This window comes from Nocardia vaccinii NBRC 15922, from assembly GCF_001613305.1.
GTDB classification, from domain to species: domain Bacteria; phylum Actinomycetota; class Actinomycetes; order Mycobacteriales; family Mycobacteriaceae; genus Nocardia; species Nocardia vaccinii.
On the sequence record NZ_BDCC01000023.1, the window covers coordinates 1 to 25,957 of the forward strand.

Genomic DNA, 25,957 nt, shown 5'->3' on the forward strand with positions numbered 1-25,957 from the left:
TTTCCAGCGGGACGGAGACGCTTCGCCGCTGGGCGCATCGGTCTTTCGCCTCGCTTCGTTTCGGCGAGTTTTCCGTGTCTGAAGGCTCGTTGTGCCTCGGGACTCGGCCTTCGGCCATGCGCTTCGAGGGCTGAACGACTAGCCCGCGCCGAAACCTCTGGGGTTGGCGTTTTTGGCATGGCGGTTCCGGCGGACAGAGACGCTTCGCCGCTGGGCGCGTCGCGAGGTGGTAAGTCTGTAGCGTGGCGGCGGACCGAAAGCTTTTGGCGTAGGCGTTTGTTGGGCTGACTGTTTCGGTGCGTCGAGGTGCTTTGCCGTTGGGTGCATCGTGAGGTGGTGGAAGTGTGCGTTGCGACGGCGAGCCGTGCTGAAAGCCTTCGGGGTGGGCGTTGGCCGGGTGGGTCTGCGGCGGATGTAGACGCTCGGGGGATGGGTTGCCGGGTGATCGCGGGCGATGTGCCCGTCTGGTTGTGCTGTCGATTCCCGGCAGCGAGAACGACTCCGCGGTTCGAGCACCGTAACTGTCGTGGGTGATTTGGATGCGGCGTGGCGGTCGGTCCGCGATGTGCTCGGCGAGGCCGCCAAGGATGCCGCCACCGCGTCCGCGGCCGGCCCGGCTCGGATCGCGCATGTCGCCGACGATGCCGTTGCCACTCTGGGGCACGGCGATGCGGCCGACAGGTCGGTCATATCCTCCGCTGTGTCGCTGTCCGGCGAAACTGCCGATATCACAAAGTCTTCCGCATATAGACCCGGACGTGATCTGATCGACGAGGCGGACTACACCGCACTGCGGCAGTCGAACACATCGACTGTCGCGGGGGCCGATCCGACCATGGTGCGAATTCAGGCGGAGCAGGGATTCAACGGCCTTCCGACCCGCGTTACCCCGGACGTGATCGATGCGGCGGTCGCGGCGGGGGAGAAGGAGCTGTTCCGGGGCTTCGAGCAGGAGAGCCACGTCGAGGATTTTCTCAACAAACCGCCACGGCCCGGCGGCGGTACCACTGGAATCGGGACGTATGCCACGCCCTTGAGAGAGGTCGCGCTCCGCTACACCAATCCGGCTCGGAGATTGGACGGCGCTCGGGAAAGTCAGATGCTCCGGATGGCGTTACGCCCGGGGGCCAGGACGATCAAACTGCGCGACCTCGAATCCGAACACACTCGTGCGATGTCACAACTACGACGCGATCTGGGGGCCGTGCGCTACATCGCGAACCGCACCAACGAGGAGGAGGCCCGCTACATCGCGCTGCAGAACAAGGAGCTGACGATATCCGACGTCGGCCGCTACGCTGCGCTGCGCGGTTACGACGCCATCGACGGCTCCAACCGCTGGAAGAACCAGGAGTGGCTCATCCTCAATCACACCGCTCTGCTGGTGCAACGTTGAGCGTTGCGTGCAGGCGCGGGGAGTCCGGCCGGGCACACAATGTTCAGCGGCCCAATGCTCCGAGCGCCGTCGGCAGCTCCCCGGTGTGTACCACCGCCAGCCGCTGGGTGGCGCGGGTGAGCGCGACGTACAGATCGTTGAGGCCGCGCGGTGACTCGTCCAGGATGTCCTGCGGTTCGACGAGGATCACCGCGTCGAACTCCAGGCCCTTCACCTCGTTGACGGTCAGCACGCGCACCTGCTCGTCCGCCAGCTCGGCGTAGTCGTGCAGTGTCGCGTGCGGTGCCAGCACCACGGTGATGCCGGGATGCCGCGCCTCCGCGGCGACGAGCTCCGATACCGTGGCGATCATCTCACTCGCCGAGACGCGCGTCGCTGTCGGCGCCGAACCGGATTCGCGGACCGAGCGGGGCACGGTCGCCGCCGGATCGATCGCCGCGAGCACGTCCGCCGCCACGGCCATGATCTCCGCGGGGGTGCGGTAGTTGACGGTCAGCTCGGCGAGCTTCCAGCGTTGGGCGACATAGGGTTCCAGCATCTGCTGCCAGGACGACGCACCCGCCGGATCGCCCGTCTGCGCGACGTCGCCCACGATGGTGACCCAGCGATTCGGGATGCGCCGCATCACCATTCGCCACGCCATCTCCGAAAGCTCCTGTGCCTCGTCGACGATGACGTGCCCATAGGTCCAGGTGCGATCACCGGCGGCGCGTTCGGCGGTGGTCTGGTGGGTGCGCACGTTCTGCCGCTCGGCCAGCTGTGAGGCGTCGATCAGGTCGTAGGCCATGAGGATCTCCGGATCGAGGTCGTCCTCCAGATCCTGTGGGGCCGAACCGGTCAGGATGTCCAGTGCGTCCTGTGCCTCGGCCAGCTGCGCGCGCCAGCGACGCCGGGAACGTTCGCGTTCCTCCGCGTCGTCGACGCCGAGAAGTTCGGCGAGTTCGTCCAGCAGCGGTGCGTCGGCCGCGCTGAAGTTGCCGTCGTCGGGGCGGAACAGTTCCTTGCGATCCTCCGGTGGGAAACCGCCGGCCGCACGGGCCAGACGCGCCGGATCGGCCCACAGACCGGCCAGTACCTCTTGCGGCGTCAGGATCGGCCACAGCCTGGCGATGGCTCGCTGGATCTCGGTATCGGCCCGCATCTCGTCGCGGATCTCGGTCAGATCCGCCTGGCTCAGCAGATTCTGTCCACCGGTGAGGTCCTTGCCCATCGTCTGGGCGAGTTGATCGGTGAGCGCGTCCACCACCGAAGCGGCGAAGACCGGCCGGGCCAGATTGTGCGGCCGCCGCGAGGAGCGCGCCCGCCCGCGCGCCTTGGAGACGATCTTGCGGTCCAGGATGATCTCGTACCCGTCGAAGGTCAGCCGAATGGACTCGGGCGGTGTCTGCTGCCAGTCGCGCACCCCCTTCTTCAGCACCTCGATCATGTCCAGCGAACCTTTCAGCTCGCCGGCGCGCAGCGAATCCTCCAGGGTGGCTTGCACGCCCGGGTACAGATTGCCGATCGTGGACAGCAGCACCCCGGTTTCGCCCAGCGAGGGCAGCACCTGACCGATGTAGTCCAGGAATGTCGAATTCGGGCCGATGATCAGCACACCGGCCTTGTCCAGCTGTTTGCGGTAGGTGTACAGCAGGTATGCCGCGCGGTGCAGCGCGACGGCCGTCTTACCCGTACCCGGCCCGCCCTGCACCACGAGCACACTCTTGTGCTCGGACCGGATGATGGCGTCCTGCTGGCTCTGGATGGTCTCGACGATGTCGGTCATCTGACCGGTGCGCGCCGCGTTCAACGCGGTCAGCAGGGCGCTCTCGCTACCCACCCCGGAATCGGACTCGATCGCGCCCTCCGCCCGCGCCAGATCCAGGTCCAGATATTCGTCGGTGACCGTGGTGATCCGGCGATTGCGGGAGCGAATGTGCCGGCGCCGGGTCACCCCGTCCGGAGTGGCGGTCGTGGCGAGATAGAACGGCCGGGCCAGTGGTGCGCGCCAATCCAACAGGAGAGTGGCGTAATCGTCGTCCTCGTCGAGGATGCCGAGCCTGCCGATATAGCGCTGTTCGGCGACGTCGTTCTCGGCCAGATCGATCCGGCCGAAACACAGGCCGTGCTCGGCGGCGTCGTATTTGGTCAGATCCTCGCTGTAGAGCTGGGTGAAGGACTCGCGTTCGCTGCGAGCCTGCGGGGTGCCGCCGGTCTCCAGCAGCACCGTGCGCAGGCGTCGCTGCGCGTATTCGCGCATCGCGTCCAGACGCTCGTACAGCGTTGTCAGATTGGTCTGTTCGCGTGCCAGTTCGGCGGCGTGGCCGGTCGCCGGGAGATCCTCGGTGAGGCGGTCGGGCAAGACGGGACTCCTTGTCACCACGGTCGGCCGGGCGAGGCCGCATGCGAAGGGAAAACGGAGTTGTCGAGTCTAGTTGGCGTTGGGGTGACTCGCCGTAACCGCAGGTTAACGGCAGCTCACGAGGCGTGGGTACTGTTCGGGCGGCGCATCGTGCCCGGGCCGTCGCGATGTGCGGCCGGTTTGACCTGGTACATCGCGACGTCGGCGTCGTGCAGCACGGCCTCCGGAGTGCGGGCATCGCCCGGATGCAGTGGGGTGACCCCGATCGACGCGTCGACGTGGATCCGGTGCCCGCGCGCGATGATCGGCTCGGCCATCGCCTGCCGAAGGCGCTCGACCAGGCCGTCCAGATCCTCCATCAACGTGCCTCCCGACAGCAGCACCAGGAATTCGTCACCGCCGATGCGGCCGACCACGTCGTCCTGGCGCAGGCTGCGCTGCAGGCGCTGGGCCACGATCTGCAGCACGGTATCGCCGATGGCGTGGCCGAGGGTGTCGTTGATGGATTTGAATCCGTCCAGATCGATGAACAGCACTGTCGAGACCGGCAGATCCTCACTGGTGCCGAGGGCACCGGCGAGCCGGGAGAGCACCAGGGAACGATTGGCCAGGCCGGTCAGCGGATCGTGGGTGGCCTGGTACTCCAATTGCCTTCTGCTGGCGCGGAATTCGGTGATGTCGTTGAAGGACGAGACGGCAGGCGATTCCGGATCGCCGGGATTGAGCAGGCGGGACGAACCGGACAGCCAGCGGCGTTGCCCGTCGGCACGGTCGACGCCGAAGACGTACCGGGCGATGGTCTCGCCCGTGGCGAGAGTGCGGGCGACCGGATGCCTGGTGGCCGGGAGCGGCCGCCCGTTGGGGTCCAGCAGCGCCAGCGGCAGCGCCGCGATCGCGGTGCCGACCAGATCCCCGCCCTCGTGACCGAAGATGCGCAGCGCCGCCGGATTGATCGATTCGATGCACCCGTTCCGGTCGATCACCACCACCCCCTCCTCCAATTGGGAGACCACCGTCGTGAAGTGCTGTTCGGCGCGACGTTGGGCGTCCTCGGCCCGGCGCAGCGCGGTGAGATCGTGGATGACCACCTGATGTGCGCGACGGTCGTGCCAAACGGTCAGGACCGAGACGGTCTCCACGTCGACCCTGCCCCCGTCGAGCCGGATCAGGGTCATCTCGGCGGGTTCGGAGGCGTCGCCGGTGGCGTTGAGGCGGGCGATCCGGACGAGCATCGGCGCGATGTCACGGGGTGCGACGAATTGGGTCACCGGGCGGCCGAGAATCTCCCCGACCGCCTTCGCGCCCAGTAGCCGAACAATTGCCGGATTCGCGTAAACGAGTTTGCCGCCTTCATGTACGACGACGCCGTCCGGGCTGTGGTCCACCAGTGACCGGTACCTTTGCGCCAGTTGCTCGGCGTCTACCGCGTCGGCGTCTCTCTCGTCGCCCGTGTCGGCCACGCGTACCCCCTGATCAAAGACTATCTATGTCAATTTCAGCATGGGAACATCCTGCTGTCGGCGTCCTGAGGATCGCGGCGCCGACGTTGTCGGATCGGTCACAGTTCGAGCATTTGATCGAGCGTTGATCGGACGGCATTGCGGAAAAGATTTGCTGAGCGATGGCGGACTATTCGCTATTCTGCTCGAACCGGTGAAGGAGCGAGGCGATGCCAGGCTGTATCCCGAGGCACCAAGATCATATGACGATTGCCGGAATCGGTGTCGTCTCCGGTTACGGCTGGGGTCGCGAGGTTTTGTGGCGTGGTCTGCTCAGCGGTAAGTCCGCCGCTCGGCAGTATCCAGGGTACGGGGCCGGGCGCGACGAGCACGCATGGGTGGCCCTGATCCCCGAGGGCGGTGACGCCGAGATCGGTCCGAGCCGCTACGCGCGGGCCGTCCAGGACGCCGCCCGGGAGGCGATCGAGGACGCCCGGGGCCGCGGCTGGCGGCCCGGACGCACGGTCGGTGTGCTGCATTCGATCGTGCTCGGCGACGTCCGCAACTGGCGGGATTTCTACCTCGTCGACGACGGGCATCGGGGGTCGCGCGGATTCCTGCCGCTGCTGCCCTCGACGCCGATCGCGATGCTGGCGCGCGAGTTCGGTTTCCACGGGCCGTCGATGGACGTCTCGGCGGCCTGCAGCTCGGCGAACGTCGCCCTGATCACCGCGCAGTTGTGGCTCACCCAGGGCATGGCCGACGACGTGCTCTGCGTGACCACCGATCTGTCGGCAACCCCCGAGCTGCTCGAGCACATGGTCGGGCTGGGCGCGGCGGTCGGTGATGCCGAACCACTCGATGGTTGCCGCCCGTTCCAGCAGGGCAGCCGCGGTTTCAGCATGGGGGAGGCGTCCACGGCCTTCGTACTCACCCGCGCTGCCGCGCGTCCGTATGCCCGGGTGCTGGGCGGGGCCATGTCCAACGACGGCTATCACGTGGTGTCGGTCGAGCCGTCCCACGAGCAGATCCTCGACTGCGTCGACCGGGCGCTGGACGTGTCCGGGGTGCGTCCCGACCAGGTTGGCTACTACAACGCGCACGGACCCGGCACCCGCCAGTGCGACGAGGCCGAAACCGACGTTCTGGCAAGGATTTTCGACGACCGTCCGGCGCTGTACTCGATCAAACCGCTGACCGGTCACTGCCAGGGCGCGGCGGCCGGGGTCGAGGTCGCCGTGGCCGCGCTGGGTTACGAGCGCGGAATCGTACCGGCGCCGCCGATCGTCGCTCCCGCGCATCCGCGCCTGCTGAACGGGCCGACCGAGTTCACCGGCGGGATCACCGTCAAGACCTCACTGGGAATGGGCGGGCACAACTCGGTGCTCGTCCTGGACGGTGTTTGATTGCCTGCGCTTCGCTCCGGCGAGTTCGCGGCCTCGAGGGCTCGCCGTTCAGCACCCGAGCCTCGGGTTTCGCCCATGCGCTTCGAGTGCTGAACGGCGCGCCGGCCGCGAACCGTCGCTCGTCGGACTCCGTGTCAGGGGTGACGCCGTCCGGGTGTGAGATCGTCCGGGTGTGAGATCGTCCGGGTGTGAGATCACAGTGGGCTTTCGCGTGCGGCAAGTAGGCTGGTCTGGTTCGGTCTCGGGAGTGGCGGTGTTCGCCGCGGATGACCGGAATCCCCTGGTCCGGGCGCGCGAAGTGCGCTGCTCGACGAAACTTGTCGGTGGGTGTGCCTAGCATGGCGGCCGGGGTGGCACTGGACGCCGGAATACGAATGGGAAGGGACGACCTGTGGCGGATCGCCTGACGGTGCGCGGAGCGCGGGAGCACAATCTCAAAGGGGTCGATATCGACCTGCCGCGCGACAGTCTCATCGTCTTCACGGGATTGTCCGGATCGGGCAAGTCCAGTCTCGCGTTCGACACCATCTTCGCGGAGGGGCAGCGGCGCTACGTCGAGTCGCTGTCGGCGTACGCGCGCCAGTTCCTCGGCCAGATGGACAAGCCGGATGTGGACTTCATCGAGGGCCTCTCACCCGCGGTGTCGATCGACCAGAAGTCGACCAACCGCAATCCGCGCTCCACGGTCGGTACCATCACCGAGGTACACGACTATCTGCGGTTGCTCTATGCGCGCGCGGGCACCCCGCACTGCCCGGTCTGCGGTGAGCTGATCGCCAAGCAGACCCCGCAGCAGATCGTGGATCAGGTGCTGGCCATGGAGGAGGGCATCCGGTTCCAGGTGCTCGCCCCGGTGGTGCGCACCCGCAAGGGCGAGTTCGTCGACCTGTTCGACCAGTTGAATTCCCAGGGTTATTCACGCGTCCGCGTGGACGGGGTGGTGCATCCGCTCACCGAGCCGCCCAAGCTGAAGAAGCAGGAGAAGCACGATATCGAGGTGGTCATCGACCGCCTGGCGGTGAAGCCGAGTTCCAAACAGCGCCTTACCGATTCGATCGAGACGGCGCTGCGCCTGGCCGACGGCATCGTGGTACTCGACTTCGTCGATCGCGAGGAGCATGCGCACGATCGCGAACGCCGCTTCTCCGAGAAGCTCGCCTGCCCCAACGCGCATCCGCTGGACATCGAGGATCTCGAACCGCGCTCGTTCTCGTTCAACTCGCCCTACGGCGCCTGTCCGGACTGCACCGGTCTGGGCATCCGCAAGGAGGTCGATCCGGATCTGGTCGTGCCGGATCCGGAGCTCAGCCTGAACGACGGCGCGATCGCGCCCTGGTCCCGCGGGCAGACCGCCGAATACTTCGCCCGCCTGCTGTCCGGCCTGGCCGAGGCCATCGGCTTCTCCATGGACATCCCGTGGCGGCAGCTGCCGGTGCGGGCGCGCAAGGCGGTGCTGGAGGGCAGTTCCGATCAGGTCCACGTCTCCTACACCAACCGCTACGGCCGCAAGCGTTCGTACTACGCCGATTTCGAGGGCGTGATGCCGTTCCTGCAGCGCCGGCTCGGGAACACCGAGTCCGAGCAGATGAAGGAACACTACGACGGCTATATGCGCGACGTGCCCTGCCCGGTGTGCAACGGAGCCCGGCTGCGGCCCGAAATCCTCGCTGTCACAATGGATTCCGGCGAGGGGCGTCGATCCATCGCAGAGGTCTCCGATCTGTCCATCCGGGACTGTGCGAAATTCCTCAACGGCCTGCGGCTGGGAGAGCGCGAGGCCGCGATCGCCGGGCAGGTGCTCAAGGAGATCCAGGCGCGGCTCGGCTTCCTGCTGGACGTCGGCCTGGAATATCTGACGCTCTCGCGTGCCGCGGCGACGCTGTCCGGAGGTGAGGCGCAACGCATCCGGCTGGCCACCCAGATCGGCTCGGGACTGGTCGGCGTGCTGTACGTTCTGGACGAGCCCTCGATCGGCCTGCATCAGCGTGACAACCGCCGCCTGATCGAAACCCTCACCCGGTTGCGGGATCTGGGCAACACGCTGATCGTGGTCGAACACGACGAGGACACCATCCACGCCTCGGACTGGGTGGTCGACATCGGTCCGCTGGCCGGTGAGCACGGCGGTCAGGTGGTGTACAGCGGCCCCTATTCCGGCCTGCTGAGCGACTCGAACTCCCTCACCGGCGCTTATCTGTCGGGCCGGGAGCAGATCGATGTGCCGCTGGTGCGTCGTCCGGTGAACAAGAAGAAGCAGCTCACCGTGGTCGGCGCGACCGAGCACAACCTGCGCGGCATCGATGTGGACTTTCCGCTGGGCGTGCTGACCTCGGTCACGGGTGTCTCCGGATCCGGTAAATCCACCCTGGTGAACGACATCCTGGCGACGGTCCTGGCCAACAAGCTCAACGGCGCTCGCCAGGTGCCGGGCAGGCACACCCGCGTCAACGGGCTGGATCATCTGGACAAGCTGGTCCAGGTCGACCAGTCACCGATCGGTCGCACACCGCGCTCGAATCCGGCGACCTATACGGGCGTCTTCGACAAGATCCGCACGCTTTTCGCCGCGACCACCGAGGCCAAGGTGCGCGGCTATCAGCCGGGCCGGTTCTCGTTCAACGTCAAGGGCGGGCGCTGCGAGGCGTGTTCGGGTGATGGCACCCTGAAGATCGAGATGAACTTCCTGCCCGATGTCTACGTCCCGTGCGAGGTGTGCCATGGCGCGCGCTACAACCGCGAGACGCTCGAGGTGCACTACAAGGGCAAGACCATCGCCGAGGTGCTCGATATGCCGATCGAGGAGGCCGCGGAATTCTTCGAGCCGGTCACCTCGATCCACCGGTATCTGAAGACGCTGGTCGATGTCGGGTTGGGTTACGTCCGTCTGGGCCAGAGCGCCCCGACGCTGTCCGGTGGTGAGGCACAGCGCGTAAAGCTGTCCGCCGAATTGCAGAAGCGTTCCACCGGCCGCACGGTCTACATCCTGGACGAGCCGACCACGGGTCTGCACTTCGAGGACATCCGCAAGCTGTTGAAGGTGATCAACGGCCTGGTCGACAAGGGCAATACCGTCATCGTCATCGAACACAACCTGGATGTCATCAAGACCTCCGACTGGGTGATCGATATGGGCCCCGAGGGCGGTTCGGGCGGCGGCACCGTCGTCGCCCAGGGCACCCCGGAAGAGGTCGCGACCTTCACCGAGAGCTACACCGGCCAATTCCTGAAGGAGGCGCTCGCCATCCCCCCGGCGGCGCCGACGCGCAAGGCGGTGTCGAAAAAGCCTGCCGCAGCCAAGAAGTCGTCGGTCTCGGCGAAGAAGCCCGCGGAGAAGGATGCGAAGAAGGCGGCCGCGGCTCGGCGCAAGGCCGCCGCGTTGCGCTGAGCGGTCGAGTCCCCGCGGCGGCGGCCTGATACAGGCCGCCGCGAGCGTGAATTCCTACCAGGGATTCCAGGTGTCGCTGGTCCCGGTCCCGGCGGCGCCCAGATGCCGCCGTGCCTGGCGTCGCTTGAAGAACACTTCCTCCACCGACATGGTCGGCGCGGCCTGCGTGATCGCGGCGAGCCGGGCGTCGAGGTGGTGTTCGTGGATGTGCCACTGGAGTCCGGCGCGCCGTTCGGCCGATAGGGCAGCCCAGGCCGCGCCGAACCGTTGCTGCACGGCCGGATCGGCGATCGCGATGAGTTGCAGCAGCATCGGCCAGCCGTCGGACTCGGTGGCCCGCATCGGCAGATCCACCACGTTCGCCTCCGGCAGTTCGGCCAGGAGTCGCACCGTCCGCTGCTGGACCTCGGTACTGGTTCGTGCCGCGAGCGCGAAGAAGCCGCGCCAATAGTTCGGGTCGATGCGGCCGCTGAGCGAGGCGACGATCGCGGCCATCACGCCCTGATCGCCGAATACCGGATTACCGGCCATCCGGCCCAGCGCCTGCCGGCTCAGATTACCGGTGAAGGTCAGCATGTCCGGCACCGAACCGATCCGGATCGCATTGGTTATGAGATTCCCGATGGCGGGTGGCGATCCGATCGAGAACAACACCTCGCCCACGGCGCGAATGATCTCGGGCTCACATCGCGCGAATATCGACAGCCCCGCTCGCTGCAGTTCGGGCGATCCGGCGAGAACCGTGCGGACCAGGCGCGGAATCCGTTGCGACTGACCGGAAAGCAATTGCCGCACAATGGCGTTGACGGCTTCGGAGGAGTAGGCGTAAGCAGCCGCCTGGATCAGGCCCTCGTCATCGCGCGCACCGAGTTCGAGCGCCTCGATCAACGTCGGAGTCGCATAGTCCAGGAACGGCCCGACCGTGATGTAGTCGCCGCGGCTCAGAATCTCGTTGATGACCTGGACCAGCGGCTCGGGCGGCACCCCGTCCGCGAGATGCCCGACGGTAACCGGATCGATGTAGGGCACACAGTCCGTGGCGTACGACGTGCCCAACAGGGCGACCGTCTCAGCCGCCTTCTTCGGGTGGTCGGCGCCTACGGCGCCTGCGGCGCGGCCGGTCATGGCGGGCGGCACGATGCGTTGGATCAGCGGCATCGAGACACTCAGTGGGATGAACGGTACGAGGCGGCTGATGCGGCGGAAGGTTTCGGAGTGGTCGTCGAAGATGACGCGGGACATGTGCTCCTGGAGTTCGTGCAGCCGGTCGGGGCCGAGCCGTTCCAGGTGCGCGAGTCGCTCCGGCGGCACGTGCAGGGTGCGTGCCAGTAGAACTATCTGAGCGCGGGTTACCAGGCTGGTCATTGTCCGGTGACGTCTCCGAACATGATTCGTTTGGTCACACCGCGGAACGGCCTGGGCAGCACGCCGACCATGTCGTCGATGGCCGAGTTCAGTGCGGCCGTCTCGGCCTGGCGTGCGTTGCGAAACAGGCCCAGCAGGTCCGCCGCCTCCTGCTCGGACAACACATCTAATGCCGCGACATGGCCGTCCAATTCCGTCGCGAGATCGGTTCTGGCACTCATCATTCTCCTGATTTACGCGTTGGGCCCGGGATTACCCCACGTGCGCGCACACGAATCATAGGAGTACCAATCACTTTCGTCGCCGGAAATGATCTCGCCCGGCGTGATAGTGATCACTGTGTAGGTCAGTAGACCGGCCCGGTGTACTTCTCGCCGGGGCCCATACCCGGCTCGTCGGGGTGTGCGGAGGATTCGCGGAATGCGCGCTGCAGCGATTGCAGTCCTTCCCGCAGGGGCCCGGCGTGCGGGCCCAGATATTCCACCGAGGAGGTGATCAGTCCGGCCAGGGCGGTGATCACCCGGCGTGCCTCATCCAGGTCGCGGCGGGGGCTGGTGTCCGGATCCGGGTCGGCCAGGCCGAGCTTCTCGGCGGCCGAGCTCATCAGCATGACCGCGGCCCGGCTGATCACCTCGACGGCGGGGATGTCGGCCAGGTCGCGCACATCCGGATCGATCGGGGTGGCGTCGTTCATGTCCGGTAGCATCGCATTTTCCACGGCGTCGCAGGTCACGGGGACGTCGATTGTGAGTTCGTCATCCGGTGATGCTATGGTTGTCGGCAACGACCGTCCCGACCTGTGTGCTTTCGGCAGAATCGCTGGATCATACTGCGACGGGGCAGTAAGTGGAGCCCGACTCCCACCGCTTGCCGGCCGACACGTCAGGTGAAGCGGTCCGGTCACTCATCGTGATGGATGAGTTTCCGTGTACTGGTTTCTCCCAGTCCACGGCCGATGTGGTCAGTGTGCCCATCGATGGCCGGTCGACATCGGGCCCCGTAACGGTGAAATACCGGGACGGGGCTTTCGTGTTGGATACGGGGTTGCCATTACAGCGCGGTCGTTGGACGACACCGCTTGACCTAGGAGGCCCCATCAGCACTGAGACCCGCATCAACGATCGCATCCGCGTACCCGAGGTCCGCCTCATCGGGCCCGGTGGCGAACAGGTTGGGATCGTGCGTGTTGAAGATGCACTGCGCGTCGCCATGGAGGCAGACCTCGACCTGGTCGAGGTCGCGCCGGACGCGCGTCCGCCGGTGTGCAAGATCATGGACTACGGCAAGTTCAAGTACGAGACCGCGCAGAAGGCGCGCGAGTCCCGGAAGAACCAGGTCCAGACCGTGATCAAGGAGCAGAAGCTCCGACCGAAGATCGACGACCACGATTACGCGACCAAGCGCGGCCACGTGATGCGCTTCCTCGAAGCCGGGTCGAAGGTCAAGGTCACCATCATGTTCCGTGGTCGCGAGCAGTCGCGGCCCGAGCTCGGGTTCCGGCTGTTGCAGCGCCTGGCTGCCGACGTCGCCGATCTGGGCTTCGTGGAGACGTCGGCCAAGCAGGACGGCCGGAATATGACGATGGTCCTCGCGCCGCACAAGGGTGCGAAGACGCGGGCCAAGGCGCAGCAGACGGTTTCCCAGCAGTCGAACGCTCAGCAGCAGCGTGCGGCAGCAGCGGAGACCGCGGCGAACGCGCCCGAGGCGCAAGCGGCGAACCCGCAGTAGAACCGATTCAGCTCCGGTGGCAGCGCCAGTGCAGGCTGCCACCGGCACGAGACAGAACTGAGGAATCCATGCCGAAGATGAAGAGCCACAGCGGCGCCTCGAAGCGATTCAAGGTGTCCGGTCGCGGCAAGCTGCTGCGCCAGCAGGCCAACCGGCGCCACCTGCTCGAGCACAAGTCCAGCCGCCGGACTCGTCGTCTGGATGGCACGGAGGCCGTCGCGCCCGCCGACGTCCGTCGCGTCAAGAAGCTGCTCGGCATCTGAGTCAGCCTCGCGATCCGTTTTTCGGACGCCAACAACCGACCACCTCCGGGCGCCGCGAGCGCCCCACTATCTAACAAGGACTGACCAGTGGCACGCGTCAAAAGGGCCGTCAACGCTCAGAAGAAGCGCCGTTCCGTTCTCGAGGCTTCCAAGGGTTATCGCGGGCAGCGTTCGCGGCTGTACCGCAAGGCCAAGGAACAGCAGCTGCACTCGCTCACCTACGCCTACCGCGACCGCCGCGCGCGCAAGGGTGACTTCCGCAAGCTGTGGATCGCGCGCATCAACGCTGCGGCACGGCTGAACGACATCACCTACAACCGCTTCATCCAGGGCCTGAAGGCCGCCGGTGTCGAGGTCGATCGCAAGATCCTGGCCGAGCTGGCCGTCTCCGACGCCGAGGCCTTCGCGGGCCTGGTCGCGGTGGCCAAGGCCGCGCTGCCCGAGGATGTCAACGCTCCGGCCGCCTGATTCGGCATCCGGCACTTGACCACTCAGCATCGAGAACGACCCGTGGACGCGCTCTCCGAGCGCAATCCGCGGGTCGTTTCCGCTGTCAAGCTGCATCGCGGCGCATCACGCCGCAAGACCGGGCTTTTCCTCGCCGAGGGTGCGAATTCCGTTGCGGCAGCGTTGGATACCGGTCGGATCGAGGAATTGTTCTTCTCGTCCCGGGCCGCGACGCGGGAACACGAGCTGGTGGCCGGCGCCGCCGCCACGGGTGTGCGCACCACATTGGTGAGTGAGCGCGCCGCCGAACTGCTCGGTGAGACGGTCACCCCGCCCGGCCTGGTCGCGGTCTGCCGCCAGGTGGATGTGCCGCTGGCGCAGGTGCTTTCGTTGCCGGTTCCGGTTGCGCCGGACGGAGCGTCCGGCGGGGGGACGAACCGGGCCGAGGCAGTATCGCGAGAGGCGGGCGGCGCCGAGGGAACATCAGGCGCTCGGGAGGCAGTAGGCGGGAGTGCGCCGCGAGCCGCCGACGGCCGCACCGGCGCGAGGCAGCCGCTGATGCTCGCGATTCCGGTGGGCATCTCCGATCCGGGTAACGCCGGCACACTGATCCGCGTGGCCGATGCGGTCGGTGCGAATGGTGTTGTCCTGGCGGGAGATTCGATCGACCCGCACAACGGAAAATGTGTTCGTGCCTGCGCGGGAAGTCTTTTCCACGTCCCGATCGCCCGCGAGCGCGATATCGATTCGGTTCTGACCGCTCTCACCGCCTCCGGAATCAGGGTCCTGGCGACGACGGCCCGCGGCGAGGTGGATCTGGATGATGCCGATGAGATCCTGTCCGGCCCGGTCGCCTGGCTCTTCGGCAACGAGGCTCACGGTCTGGACCCCGCCGTAGCCGCCCGCGCGGACCACCGCATCCGCATCCCCATCCACGGCCGCGCCGAAAGCCTGAACCTCGCTGCCGCGGCAGCGATCTGCCTCTACGCAGGCGCACGGGTCCAGCACCGCTGACCGGTCATCGTCGGTCGACTGTGGGGCAACCGATTCGGATGCGCACACCGATATTCCGTAAGCGGGTGTCGCTCCGGTTCGCGCCGGCGGGGATTCCGGAAAACGCGAAATCCGTTCGGCCCGTGCGCGATCACGCACGGGCCGAACGGCTCGACGCGGGGTGCGGGTCAGTTCTCGAAGTAGTAGGGCTGGGCGAGATCCTCGAGGAGGGTGGGGTGGGTCGGCTCCCAGCCGAGTAGTTCGCGGGTGGGGCCGCTGTCGCCGGTGATGCTCGTGCCCCACATGGCGGCCAGCCAGCCGAAGTGGTCGGCGGCGTTCTCGCGTGGGATCGAGACCGCGGGGATGTCGAGTTTGCGGGCGATGGCCTCGGCGATCTCGCGGGTCGCGATGCCTGGTTCGGCGAGTGCGTGTACGACGGTTCCGGCGGGGGCCTTCTCGACCGCGAGGCGGGCCAGGTGCGCGGCGTCCAGGCGATGGGTCGCGGGCCAGGTGTGCGCGCCGTCATCGATGTAGCCGGAAACGCCTTTCTCCCTGGCTGTTTCGACGAGACGCCGGATGAAGCCGTGGTCGCCCTCGCCGTGCACGGTCGTCGGCAGCCCGAGCACCACGGAGCGCACGCCCCGGTCGGCCAGCTGTATCGCCGCGGCGGCGGTGGCGTGGCGGATCATCGGGCCGTTGGTGGAACCGGGTTTGCCGGTGTCCAGCGGAACCAGCCCCGATGCGATGACCAGCGGCCGGTCCGAGCCCTCGAGGACGTCACCGAACAGATCCACCACGCCGCGATCGATGCGCTGGTTCTCCTCGAATCGCGAGAAATCGTGGATGAATGCCAGATGGATGACGCCGTCGGCGTCGGCCGCACCCGCGCGCAGGCTGTCCCGATCGTGCAGGTCGCCGCGCCGCACCTGGACGCCCGCGGCGGTGAGCGCCGCGGCCGAGGCATCCGAACGCGCCAGTCCGATGATCTCGTGACCTGCGCTGATGAGTTCGGGAACCACGGCGGATCCGACGAAACCGGATCCACCGGTCACGAAGAGACGCATGAGATGACCACCTCTGTTGAGACCGTCCGGGCATACCCTATGCCCTTCGGGTACTGATGTCAGTTGATGACATCAGCCTAGCAGCAATGTCAGTTACTGTCATCAAATGATGTCAGTGGATGGCATCACTTATCATGGGCGGATGGCTCGATGGGAACCGGATGCGCGCGGCCGCCTGGCGCAGGCGGCGCTGGAGCTGTATCTGGAGCGTGGATTCGATCAGGCGACGGTGGCGGAGATCGCCGAACGGGCCGGACTCACCGAGCGCACCTTCTTCCGGCACTACGGCGACAAGCGCGAGGTGCTGTTCGGCGGGCAGGAGGCCCTGCACGAACTCATCTCGGAAGTCATCGCAACACAACCTGATTCGGCTGCGCCGATGGCGGCGATGAGCGCGGCGCTGGCGGCGTTCGCCGAAGTGCTCGCGCAGCGCCGGGACTTCGCCCGGCAGCGTCAGATCGTGATCGACGCCAATGCCTCGCTCCAGGAGCGCGAGCTGATCAAACTCACCTCACTCGCCGCAACCGCCGCGCGTGCGCTACGCGATCGAGGCGTCACCGAGCCCGCCGCCAGCCTTGCCGCCGAAGCGGGGCTCGCGGCATTCCGGGTCGCCTTCGCCCGCTGGATCCAGGCGAATGACCGAGAGCTGGCCGAATTCGTCACCGAGGCATTGCAGGTGCTCGAAACGGTAACGGCAGGAAGATGATCGAAACGACTCCGCGCCCCGTGGCGGCGGCTCGGAAGCGGGTGTATCCGGTGGTCCGAGCGACACTCCCCTGATGAATTACACAGTGACTCCCGGCGCGGTGAACTCGCCCGTGCTGATTCATGTTCCGCACGGTTCGCGGGTGATTCCGGCGGAGGTGCGCACGCACATCACGCTGGACGACATCGAATTGTCGGCCGAACTGTCCCGGATGACCGACGCGCATACCGCGATGCTGGCGGAACGGTCGGCCGCGCGAGCCGAATTGCGGCCGTGGATATTGGTCAACGAACTGTCCCGCCTGGTGGTGGATCCCGAACGGTTCCCGGATGAACGGGAGGAGATGCGCTCGGTCGGCATGGGGGCCGTGTACGCCCGGACGTCCCACGGAACTCGACTTCGGTGGGATGACACGGGACACGAAAAGGCTTTGCTCGCAAGATATTACGAGCCCTACGCCGCGGCGATGAGCCGGGCCGTCGAGAACCGGGTGTCGGCCGTCGGCCGGGCGATAATCCTGGACCTGCATTCCTATCCGAGCCTGGCACTGCCGTACGAGCTGCACGGTATGGGACCGCGCCCGCAGGTCTGCCTGGGTACGGACCCCTTCCACACTCCGGCTCGGCTGCTCGCGGCCGCGCGGAATGCGTTCGCCGACTTCGAGATCGAGGTGAACTCGCCGTTCTCGGGAACCTATGTTCCGCTGCGGTATTACGGCCGGAGCCCGGAGGTGTCCGCGCTGATGGTGGAGATCCGACGTGACATCTACATGGTCGAGCCGGGCGGCGAACCGCATACGGGCGTGACCGCCCTGGTGTCCGCGTTGACCGCGTTGCTCGGGGAGATCGGCGGTGTTGCCGGATAATTCGAGGAGCTGACGATGGGGCGGAGCAGCGCGATCGAGTCGTCCGCGGTTCAGGCGCGCCCCGCATTGCGGGCGGTACCGCGATGCGCTGTGACGGTGCCGGGGTCCTCGGGCCAGGAATGCTTGGGATAGCGGCCGCGCAGGTCGGAGCGGACCTGCGGCCAGCCGGTATGCCAGAAAGACGCCAGGTCGGCGGTGACCGCGACCGGCCGCTGGGCCGGTGAGAGCAGGTGCAGCAGGATCGGTACCCGCCCGTCGGCGAGGCGGGGCGTGTCGGTCCAGCCGAAGACCTCCTGCACCTTCACCGCCAGGACCGGCGGATCTGCCGCGTAGTCCAGGCGTGGCATGCTGCCGGAGGGCACCCGGATGCGGTCGGGTGCGAGTTCGTCCAGCCTGGCCGCCTCGGGCCAGGGCAAGAGGCGGCGAAGGGCCTGCCCGGCATCGATGCGTTCGAGATCGGCGCGGCGGCGGGCGGCGGCCAGTTCTGGGCCGAGCCACGTGTCGACGTCGGCGAGCAGCGCATCGTCGTCGACAGCGGGCCACGGAGCGCCGAGGGTCCGATACAGGAAGCCCAGACGGTTCCGCAGGCCGATCGACTCCGAATTCCAGTGCAGCAGAGAGAGTCCGGCTGATCGTAGTCCGGCACGTACTGCCGCGGTGAGCATCCGTGGATCGGGGTCGCGAAGTGGTCGCTCCGACACCGTGATCGCACCGATCCGCTCGACGCGGCGGGCGACGACCTCGCCGTCGATCCAGTCCACCTCGTCCTCGACGGTGCGCAGATTCGGCGCGGCCTCGCGGGCGAGTTGCTCATCGGCGACGGCGGCCGAGCGGATCCGCCCCTCGGCCCGGCCCGGATCCCGGGTCGCCACCGCGACCGCGAGCCATTCCGCGTCGCCGAGCCCGGAACCGGGCGGCAACGTCACCGCGGTGCCGCTCGCCATCAGGTAGCTGGACGAACCCGCGCCGCGCCGCCGGGCGAGACGTTCGGGGTAGGCGAGCGCAACGACGAGTGCCGGAGCATCGGTCCCGCCCAGGCCGGTCGCACCCTGGTGCGACCCGTCGTCTGCCAGGTTTCGCTGGTCGGTCTCGCTGGAACGGGAGCCGCCGGTGCTGCCGATCGTGACGTCCCGGCCGGCACCCCGACTGCGGCGCTGCCCGCTGCGCTGCGCACCTTCGCTGTCATCCGGCACGGCGCCCGCCGGCCGGACCCGCGAGTTCGGCACGGCGGGCCCGGTGCTTCGGGATGGCAAACCGCGTTCGGCGGGCATCTCGATCTCGGTCGCGAGCCGCGTCAGCCGCTCGACCTCACGCCGCCAGCGGTCTGGCCGCTCCCGGCGCACATCGCGCAGTCCTGCGGCGAGATCTATTGCAGCCGTTAATGTTTCGTCGTCCAGCAGGGAGACCACTTCGGCGGCCGTCCGTGCGCCGACCTCTGCCGTGCCGTCCAGTAGCGCACGAGCGAGCCGCGGATGCAGGCCTACCCGGGCCAGCCGCCGCCCGCGTCCGGTCACCGTGCCGCTCTCGTCCACCGCACCCAATGTGCGCAACAGTTCTCGGCCTGCGGCCAGCCCGCCGGGTGGCGGATCGTCCCACCAGGCGAGGCCGCGGCCGTCCGGGGTGCCCCAGCAGGCGAGTTCGAGCGCCAGACGAGTCAGATCCGCCGTGCGGATCTCCGGTTCGGGATAGGCGGGCAGGGTGGAGTGCTCGTTTTCGGGCCAGCATCGCCACGCGCGGCCCGGCCCCTGCCGCCCGGCGCGCCCGGCACGCTGTTCGGCGACCGCCGCCGAAACGCGGACCGTCGCAAGACCGGACAGCCCGCGGCCGCGATCGATCCGCGGCACTCGGGCGAGTCCGGAGTCCACCACCGCCCGCACGCCCGGCACCGTCAGACTGGATTCGGCCACCGCCGTGGACAACACCACGCGGCGCCGCGGCCCGGCACGCAGCGCGGCGTCCTGTCCCGCGGCCGAGAGTCTGCCGTGCAGGGCGAGCACGTCGACATCGTGCAGATCGGACAGCAGCTGGGTGGTCCGGCGGATCTCGGCCGCACCGGGGAGGAAGACCAGTACGTCACCGGACGTCCCGTCGAGCGCGGCACGAGTGGCACGGGCCACCTGGGCTTCGGTTCGCTCGCGCGGCAGAGCGGGGAGATACGCGATATCCACCGGATAGGTCCGCGCCCGCACCTCGAGAACCGGTGCGGGTCCAGCGCCGCCGAGCAGCGCCGCGAGCCGGTCCGCGGCCACGGTGGCCGAGGTGGCCAGCACCCGCAGATCCGGCAGCAGCCCCGCTCGCGCGTCGAGCAGCAGGGCCAGCAGCAGATCCGCGTCCAGATGACGTTCGTGGCATTCGTCCAGGACGACCACGTCCACTCCGGCGAGTTCGGGATCGTTCTGCAACCGCCGCACCAGCAACCCGGAGGTGACCACCTCGATGCGGGTGTCCGCACCGACCCGGCGATCGCCGCGCACCGAATAGCCGACCGTCCGGCCGATCGGTTCGCCCAGCAGTGCGGCCATCCGCGCGGCCGCGGCCCGTGCGGCCAGTCGCCGCGGCTCGGCCACCAGTACCCGGCCGGTCGTTCCGGCGGCCAGAGCGAGCGGAACCAGCGTCGTCTTTCCCGTACCCGGCGGGGCGACCAGGACGGCGGTCTCGCGCTGCGCCAGCGTCTCGACGATGCGGCCGAGGGCCTCGCGGACGGGCAGATCGGGAAGTTCGGGCAATTCCATCGCCGACCAGTGTGCCGGGCCGGGGACATCGCACGCCAACGAGCCGGATCCACGGTCCCCGCGAGGCCGGGAAAAGGCCGTGAACCGGGCCGATCGCATCGCTTACGATTCGACCAGCAACAATGTCAGTGCAGACCCATGTGAGTACAGACCCGAACCAAGGGGAGAGACGAACCATCGTGGCCGAGGACAACGCCCGAGCGAGCGCAGCGAGCGAGCAATCGACACAGGGCCGCGCGGTCGTGCCGGAGCCGAGCGCCGGCGAGGCGCAGGCACGAGCCGACCAGGATCCGGCACCGCAGGCGGGACTGAGCGAGGAATCGCTGAGCGCCGCGGCAGAAGCGGCGGAGAAGGCATTCGCCGCGGCCGCGGATCTGGACTCGCTCGCGGCCGCGAAGACCGAGCACATGAGCGGTAAGTCGCCGATCTCGCTGGCTCAGCGATCACTGGGCAGCCTGCCCAAACAGGACAAGGCCGACGCGGGTAAGCGCGTCAACGTCGCGCGCACGCGGGTGAGCGAGGCGTTCGAGGCGCGCCGGGCCGAGCTGCTCGCCGAGCGCGATGCGGCGGTCCTGGTCGCCGAGGCCATCGACGTGACGCTCCCGGCCCGTCGTGACCCGGCCGGCGCCCGGCACCCGATCACGGTCATCTCCGAGCAGGTCGCCGACGTCTTCGTCGGTATGGGCTGGGAAATCGCCGAGGGGCCCGAGGTGGAGACCGAGCACTTCAACTTCGACGCGCTGAACTTCCTGCCCGATCACCCCGCCCGCACCATGCAGGACACGTTCCACGTCGCGCGGTTCACCTGGGCGCCCGAGGCTGGGCCCGCGGGGTCATCCTCCGCTACCGCCTCCGGCCCCGACGCCTCGGACGCGGAGGGTTCGCGCCAGGTCCTGCGCACGCACACCTCGCCGGTGCAGGTGCGTTCGCTGCTCTCGCGTGAGCTGCCGATCTACGTGGTATGCCCGGGTCGCACCTTCCGCACCGATGAGCTCGACGCCACGCACACTCCGGTGTTCTCCCAGGTCGAGGGCCTGGCCGTGGACAAGGGTCTGACCATGGCCCACCTGCGCGGCACGCTGGACGCGTTCGCGCGGGCGCTGTTCGGCCCCGAGACGCGAACTCGGATGCGGCCCAATTACTTCCCGTTCACCGAACCTTCCGCCGAGGTCGACGTGTGGTTCCCGGACAAGAAGGGCGGGGCCGGCTGGGTCGAGTGGGGCGGCTGCGGCATGGTCAATCCGAAGGTGCTGATCGCCAGCGGAATCGACCCCGAGGTGTACAGCGGCTTCGCCTTCGGTATGGGCCTCGAGCGAACCCTGCAGTTCCGCAACGGGATTCCCGATATGCGCGACATCGTCGAGGGCGACGTGCGGTTCACCCTGCCCTTCGGCATCCAGTCCTGAGTCCGAAGGCCGCACCACCCCGCACACCATACGAACCCGCGAGAGACGGGCACACGAGAAAGCGAAAAGTCCAGTGCGAGTAGCGCAGTCCTGGCTGACGGAAATCCTGCAGCGCACCACCCCGGAATGGTCGGTGACGCCGGAGGAGCTCGATGCGGGCTTCGTCCGGGTCGGCCTGGAGGTCGAGGAGCTCGACGAGCTCGAGCCGGTCACCGGTGACCTGGAACATCCGCTGGTGGTCGGCCGCGTCGCCGAGATCACCGAACTGACCGAGTTCAAGAAGCCGATCCGGTTCTGCAAGGTCGAGGTGGGCAAGCCGGAGCTGCAGGAGATCGTCTGCGGTGCACGGAATTTCGCGGTCGGCGATCTGGTCGTCGTGGTGCTGCCCGGCGGTGTGCTGCCCGGCGGCTTCGCGATCAGCTCGCGCAAGACCTACGGGCACGTGTCCAACGGCATGATCTGCTCGGTCGCCGAACTCGGTATCGGCAAGGATCATTCGGGCATCCTGGTACTCGAGCCGGGTAGCGCCGAGCCGGGCGCCGATGCGAACGCGCTGCTGGGCCTGGACGATACGGTGATCGAACTCAACATCACCCCCGACCGCGGCTACTGCTTCTCGGTGCGCGGCCTGGCCCGCGAACTCGCCTGCGGCTTCGATCTGGACTATGCCGATCCGGCGGTGCGCACCCTGCCCGACGATGAGGCCGAGGCGTGGTCGGTGCGGGTCGAACCCGATTCCGGCTGTACCCGTTTCGCGGCGCGCCGGGTCACCGGCATCGATCCGTCCGCGGTGAGCCCGTGGTGGTTGCAGCGGCGGCTGCTGCTGGCCGGCGTGCGGCCCATCTCGCCCGCGGTCGACGTCACCAACTACGTGATGCTCGAACTCGGCCAGCCGCTGCACGCCTTCGATGCCGCGAAAGTCGCCGGGCCGCTGGTGATCCGGCGCGCCAACAAGGGGGAGACGCTGCGCACCCTCGATGAGACCGAGCGGGTGCTGGACGGTGCGGACACCGTCATCGCCGACGATTCGGGAGTGGTGTCGCTGGCCGGGATCATGGGCGGCGCGTCGACCGAGGTGAGTTCGGCCTCGACCGACATTCTGCTCGAGGCCGCCACCTGGAACCCGCTCGCGGTCTACCGCACCGCGCGGCGGCACAAGGTGGTGTCCGAGGCGGGCCGCCGCTACGAGCGGGTGGTCGACCCCGAGGTGAATGTCGCCGCACTCGATCGCGCGGCCTCGCTACTGGCCGAGATCGCAGGTGGCACAGTCGAATCCGCGTTGACCGACGTGCGCCTGCCGGTACCGGAGGTGACGCCGATCCGGATGGATCTGGACCTGCCCGACCGCACCGCGGGGGTGAGCTACCCGACCGGAACGGCCGCGCGCCGGCTGGCGCAGATCGGTTGCGCGGTCGACGTCGATGTCAGCGAGAGCGGGCACGGCCAGCTCGTCGTGACCCCGCCGAGCTGGCGTCCCGATCTGGTACAGCCCGCCGATCTGGTCGAGGAGGTGCTGCGGCTCGAGGGGCTGGAGCAGATCCCCTCGGTGCTGCCGACCGCGCCCGCGGGCCGGGGATTCACGCCCGCGCAGCGCCGCCGCCGCGCGGTCAGCCGCGCCCTGGCCTTCGCCGGCTGCGTCGAGGTACCCGTATCGATCTTCCTGCAGGCCGGGACGTTCGACGTCTGGGGTCTGGACGCCGAGGACGTTCGCCGCGCGACCATGCGGGTGCTCAATCCGCTGGACGTCGAACGCGCCGAGTTGGCCACGACCCTGCTGCCCGGACTGCTGGAGGTGGCCGCGCGCAACATCTCCCGCGGCGAGCGCGATCTGTCGATCTACGGCATCGAACAGGTGGTGCTGCCCGGACCCAAGACCCGCCCGGTCGCCGAACTTCCGGTGGATCGGCGGCCCACCGACGAGCAGATCGCCGAGTTGATCGAATCGTTGCCCGCGCAGCCGGTGCATGTCGCCGCGGTGCTCACCGGACGTCGCGAACCGCGTGGTCCGTGGGGTGCGGGCCGGGCCGTGGAGGCGGCCGATGCCTTCGCGCTCGCCGACGCGGTCGCCGATGCCGCCGGAGTGCGGATCGAGCGCCGGGCCGCGGCCCATCTGCCGTTCCATCCGGGCCGTTGCGCCGAGTTGGTCGTGGACGGCCAGATCGTCGGCCATGCGGGCGAATTGCATCCCGCGGTGCTCGAGCGCGCGAGCCTGCCGCCGCGAACCTGCGCGCTGGAATTGGACCTCGATGCCCTTCCGCTGCGCGAAACCCGTCCCGCCCCGCGGATTTCCCCGTTCCCGGCGGTGCTGCAGGACGTGTCGGTGAGCGTCGAACGTTCGATCCCCGCCGACGCCCTCGAATCGGCACTGCGCTCCGGTGCGGGCGATCTGCTCGAGGACATCGCCCTGTTCGACGTCTACGAGGGCGCGCAGGCCGGTGAGGGCCGCAAATCGCTCACCTACGCCCTGCGCTTCCGCGCCCCGGACCGCACTCTCACCGAGGACGAGGCCAGCGCGGCTCGCGATGCGGCGGTCGAGGCGGCCGCGGCGTCGCTCGGGGCTGTCCTGCGCGCCTGACTCGAGGCCGGGTGCGAGGCTCGCGCAGCGGTGTCGTCCGACTCCGTGCCGGGTGATTCGACTGCGAGTTGTCCCGCTCGGGCAGATATCCGTGCGCCGGGTGCGGGCGATCCGGGCCGTGCAAGCGGCGGGTGGGCTCGCCGCGCTCGGACGTTCCGGTGAACACGGGCAATTCCGTCGTGACATGAGGATTGGGATTGCCGGCGGTTAAGCTCGGCCGATGAGTGTGTCCCGGGATCTCGTGCGTCGTGGTGTGCTGGCCGCCGCGTTCGTGCTGGTAGCGGCCGGTTGCGGACAGCAGGCGCGGACGGCGGGTCCGGCTCCGTCGGCCACGAGTGTGGCTCCGGTGCCCAGCGCGGTGTCGCCGACCCGGGCCGCCGAGCAGCCGGTGAACTACGACGGCGGGAATGCCGGACTTCCGGCGGGGGTGCCCGCGCCGCCCGCCGGGACCGATCAGCTGGTGACGGTGTCGGTGGCGGGACCCGGTGGCACGACGGGGACGTTGCAGGCCTGGCAGCGCTCGGGCGGCGGGTGGACCAGTGCCCTCGCGCCCGTGACGGTTCGGGTCGGCACCCAGGGGATCGGGCAGACGCACGAGGGGATGAATCGCACGCCGATCGGCACGTTCGGGCTGCCCTCGGCATTCGGGCGGCAGGTGAATCCGGGGACGCGAATGCCCTATCGGCAGATCGGCGACAGCGACTGGTGGGTCAGCGATCCGAACAGTCCGCAGTACAACACCTACCAGCACTGCGCGCCCGGCACCTGCCCGTTCGACGAGAAGGCCGGGGAGAATCTGGGCCGGGTCGGCACGAGCTACGACTATGCGATCGTGATCGGCTACAACACCGCACCGGTGCGGCCGGGCGCGGGATCGGCCTTCTTCGTCCACGTGGACGCCGGAATCCCGTCGCAGGGGTGTGTGGAGACGCCGCGCAACGCGGTGGTTGCGCTGCTGAAATGGCTCGATCCGAGCCGCCGTCCGGCCATCACCATCGGCTACCGTTGAATTGTCGGTCACCGATACGGACAGGAGGGAAGTATGCGACATCCGGCGACGCCGTTCCTCAACGCCCTGACCTTCCTGCCGGTGCGGGAGATCACGGTGACGCCCGAGCGGTTCGGGCTCGAGTACGAGGATCTGTACTTCACCGCCGCGGACGGCACGCTGATCAACGGATGGTTCGTGCGGGCGGCGAATCCGCTGGGGCACATCCTGTTCGCCCACGGCAACGCGGGCAACATCGGCGATCGGTCGCCGGTGCTGGCATTGCTGGCCGCCGCGGGATTCGACGTGCTGGTGTTCGACTATCGCGGATTCGGCCGCAGCGCGGGGCATCCCGGTGAGCGCGGGATGTATCTGGACGCTCGCGCCGCGCGTGACGCACTGTTCGCCCGGCCCGGGGTGGACCCGAATCATGTTGTTTACCTGGGCAAATCGCTCGGCGGCGGGGTGATGACAGAACTTGCGACCCGGTATCCACCCGCCGCACTGGTCCTCATGTCCACCTTCACCAGCCTGCGCGACGCCGCCGGTGCGGTCTATCCGTACATCCCGAGACCGCTTGTCCCCGATGCCTTTCCGAGTCTGCGGCGGATCCGCACGTTGCGCGCGCCGGTGCTGATCATGCACGGCGATCAGGACGAACTGTTGCCCGTGCGGATGGGCCACGAACTCTTCGCGGCCGCCCCGGAGCCCAAACGGCTGCACATCTATCCCGGAGCCGGGCACAACGATCTGATCGTGATTCCCGGCTGGGCGCGGACCATAGCGGACTGGGTGCGGTCGGTCTTTGCCCGGCCGGTCGTGGCCGATCCGCCCTCCGTCTGAGCGTTTTCGCGAGTG

General features: G+C 68.1%; 20 protein-coding genes. 13 read left to right on the forward strand and 7 right to left on the reverse strand.

Annotated elements, in window-relative coordinates; all coding sequences use genetic code 11:
- Positions 1 to 526: 526 nt before the first annotated feature.
- On the forward strand, positions 527 to 1,396 hold the full coding sequence (locus NV1_RS17430; protein ID WP_067892522.1) for a hypothetical protein: 870 nt from the start codon (positions 527 to 529) through the stop codon (positions 1,394 to 1,396).
- A 43-nt stretch (positions 1,397 to 1,439) separates the two neighbouring features.
- On the opposite strand, the gene NV1_RS17435 is transcribed toward NV1_RS17430, so the two are convergent.
- Positions 1,440 to 3,737 carry a HelD family protein gene (locus NV1_RS17435; protein ID WP_067892524.1) on the reverse strand — a complete coding sequence of 766 codons (2,298 nt, stop codon included), beginning with the start codon at positions 3,735 to 3,737 and terminating at the stop codon, positions 1,440 to 1,442.
- Between the two features lie 116 nt (positions 3,738 to 3,853).
- Positions 3,854 to 5,197 carry a diguanylate cyclase domain-containing protein gene (locus NV1_RS17440; protein ID WP_067892526.1) on the reverse strand — a complete coding sequence of 448 codons (1,344 nt, stop codon included), beginning with the start codon at positions 5,195 to 5,197 and terminating at the stop codon, positions 3,854 to 3,856.
- Between the two features lie 242 nt (positions 5,198 to 5,439).
- Between NV1_RS17440 and NV1_RS17445 the strand changes: the two genes are divergently transcribed.
- The gene (locus tag NV1_RS17445) at positions 5,440 to 6,582 is read left to right on the forward strand and encodes a beta-ketoacyl synthase N-terminal-like domain-containing protein (RefSeq protein WP_067892528.1); all 1,143 of its coding nucleotides are present in this window, start codon (positions 5,440 to 5,442) and stop codon (positions 6,580 to 6,582) included.
- Between the two features lie 391 nt (positions 6,583 to 6,973).
- The gene (gene uvrA, locus NV1_RS17450; protein ID WP_067892530.1) at positions 6,974 to 9,967 is read left to right on the forward strand and encodes an excinuclease ABC subunit UvrA; all 2,994 of its coding nucleotides are present in this window, start codon (positions 6,974 to 6,976) and stop codon (positions 9,965 to 9,967) included.
- A gap of 54 nt (positions 9,968 to 10,021) precedes the next feature.
- On the opposite strand, the gene NV1_RS17455 is transcribed toward uvrA, so the two are convergent.
- The 3 genes from NV1_RS17455 to NV1_RS17465 all read right to left on the reverse strand — a co-directional run bounded on the left by NV1_RS17455 (position 10,022) and on the right by NV1_RS17465 (position 12,026).
- Complete coding sequence (locus NV1_RS17455; RefSeq protein ID WP_067892532.1) at positions 10,022 to 11,332, reverse strand: hypothetical protein; 1,311 nt, start codon at positions 11,330 to 11,332, stop codon at positions 10,022 to 10,024.
- Complete coding sequence (locus NV1_RS17460) at positions 11,329 to 11,553, reverse strand: hypothetical protein (RefSeq protein WP_157117076.1); 225 nt, start codon at positions 11,551 to 11,553, stop codon at positions 11,329 to 11,331. Before NV1_RS17460 ends, NV1_RS17455 begins: the two co-directional genes overlap by 4 nt.
- Positions 11,554 to 11,678: 125 nt before the next feature.
- Positions 11,679 to 12,026 (reverse strand): DUF1844 domain-containing protein, encoded by a 348-nt coding sequence (locus NV1_RS17465; RefSeq protein ID WP_067892620.1) that lies wholly within the window; start codon positions 12,024 to 12,026, stop codon positions 11,679 to 11,681.
- Between the two features lie 218 nt (positions 12,027 to 12,244).
- On the opposite strand from NV1_RS17465, the gene infC reads away from it, so the two are divergent.
- The 4 genes from infC (at position 12,245) to NV1_RS45720 (ending at position 14,784) form a co-directional block, all read left to right on the forward strand.
- Positions 12,245 to 13,060, forward strand: coding sequence for a translation initiation factor IF-3 (infC, locus tag NV1_RS17470; protein ID WP_245713774.1), 816 nt, complete (start codon positions 12,245 to 12,247; stop codon positions 13,058 to 13,060).
- 68 nt (positions 13,061 to 13,128) lie between these two features.
- A complete protein-coding gene (gene rpmI / locus NV1_RS17475) occupies positions 13,129 to 13,323 on the forward strand; it encodes a 50S ribosomal protein L35 (protein ID WP_040821367.1) in 195 nt (64 codons plus the stop codon).
- Between the two features lie 87 nt (positions 13,324 to 13,410).
- On the forward strand, positions 13,411 to 13,791 hold the full coding sequence (rplT, locus tag NV1_RS17480) for a 50S ribosomal protein L20 (RefSeq protein WP_025348785.1): 381 nt from the start codon (positions 13,411 to 13,413) through the stop codon (positions 13,789 to 13,791).
- A gap of 42 nt (positions 13,792 to 13,833) precedes the next feature.
- Positions 13,834 to 14,784: a TrmH family RNA methyltransferase gene (locus NV1_RS45720; RefSeq protein ID WP_245713775.1), complete on the forward strand. Its 951-nt coding sequence runs from the start codon at positions 13,834 to 13,836 to the stop codon at positions 14,782 to 14,784.
- A 167-nt stretch (positions 14,785 to 14,951) separates the two neighbouring features.
- Here the strand turns inward: NV1_RS45720 and NV1_RS17495 are convergent, their stop codons facing one another.
- Positions 14,952 to 15,827, reverse strand: a complete 876-nt coding sequence (locus tag NV1_RS17495) for an SDR family oxidoreductase (RefSeq protein WP_067892536.1) — start codon at positions 15,825 to 15,827, stop codon at positions 14,952 to 14,954.
- 142 nt (positions 15,828 to 15,969) lie between these two features.
- Between NV1_RS17495 and NV1_RS17500 the strand changes: the two genes are divergently transcribed.
- Both NV1_RS17500 and NV1_RS17505 read left to right on the forward strand, forming a co-directional pair.
- Positions 15,970 to 16,533 (forward strand): TetR family transcriptional regulator, encoded by a 564-nt coding sequence (locus tag NV1_RS17500; protein ID WP_067892538.1) that lies wholly within the window; start codon positions 15,970 to 15,972, stop codon positions 16,531 to 16,533.
- 73 nt (positions 16,534 to 16,606) lie between these two features.
- Positions 16,607 to 17,398 (forward strand): N-formylglutamate amidohydrolase, encoded by a 792-nt coding sequence (locus NV1_RS17505; protein ID WP_067892540.1) that lies wholly within the window; start codon positions 16,607 to 16,609, stop codon positions 17,396 to 17,398.
- A gap of 50 nt (positions 17,399 to 17,448) precedes the next feature.
- Here the strand turns inward: NV1_RS17505 and NV1_RS17510 are convergent, their stop codons facing one another.
- Positions 17,449 to 20,130, reverse strand: a complete 2,682-nt coding sequence (locus NV1_RS17510; protein WP_067892542.1) for an ATP-dependent RNA helicase — start codon at positions 20,128 to 20,130, stop codon at positions 17,449 to 17,451.
- 308 nt (positions 20,131 to 20,438) lie between these two features.
- Here NV1_RS17510 and pheS point away from each other — a divergent pair, with 308 nt between their 5' ends.
- From pheS to NV1_RS17530, 4 genes are all read left to right on the forward strand, one after another.
- Positions 20,439 to 21,536 carry a phenylalanine--tRNA ligase subunit alpha gene (pheS, locus tag NV1_RS17515; RefSeq protein WP_157117082.1) on the forward strand — a complete coding sequence of 366 codons (1,098 nt, stop codon included), beginning with the start codon at positions 20,439 to 20,441 and terminating at the stop codon, positions 21,534 to 21,536.
- Between the two features lie 73 nt (positions 21,537 to 21,609).
- The gene (pheT, locus tag NV1_RS17520; RefSeq protein ID WP_067892544.1) at positions 21,610 to 24,111 is read left to right on the forward strand and encodes a phenylalanine--tRNA ligase subunit beta; all 2,502 of its coding nucleotides are present in this window, start codon (positions 21,610 to 21,612) and stop codon (positions 24,109 to 24,111) included.
- A gap of 220 nt (positions 24,112 to 24,331) precedes the next feature.
- Positions 24,332 to 25,120 (forward strand): L,D-transpeptidase family protein, encoded by a 789-nt coding sequence (locus tag NV1_RS17525; protein WP_218027054.1) that lies wholly within the window; start codon positions 24,332 to 24,334, stop codon positions 25,118 to 25,120.
- 33 nt (positions 25,121 to 25,153) lie between these two features.
- Complete coding sequence (locus NV1_RS17530; RefSeq protein ID WP_067892546.1) at positions 25,154 to 25,942, forward strand: alpha/beta hydrolase; 789 nt, start codon at positions 25,154 to 25,156, stop codon at positions 25,940 to 25,942.
- The last annotated feature ends 15 nt before the right edge of the window (positions 25,943 to 25,957 follow it).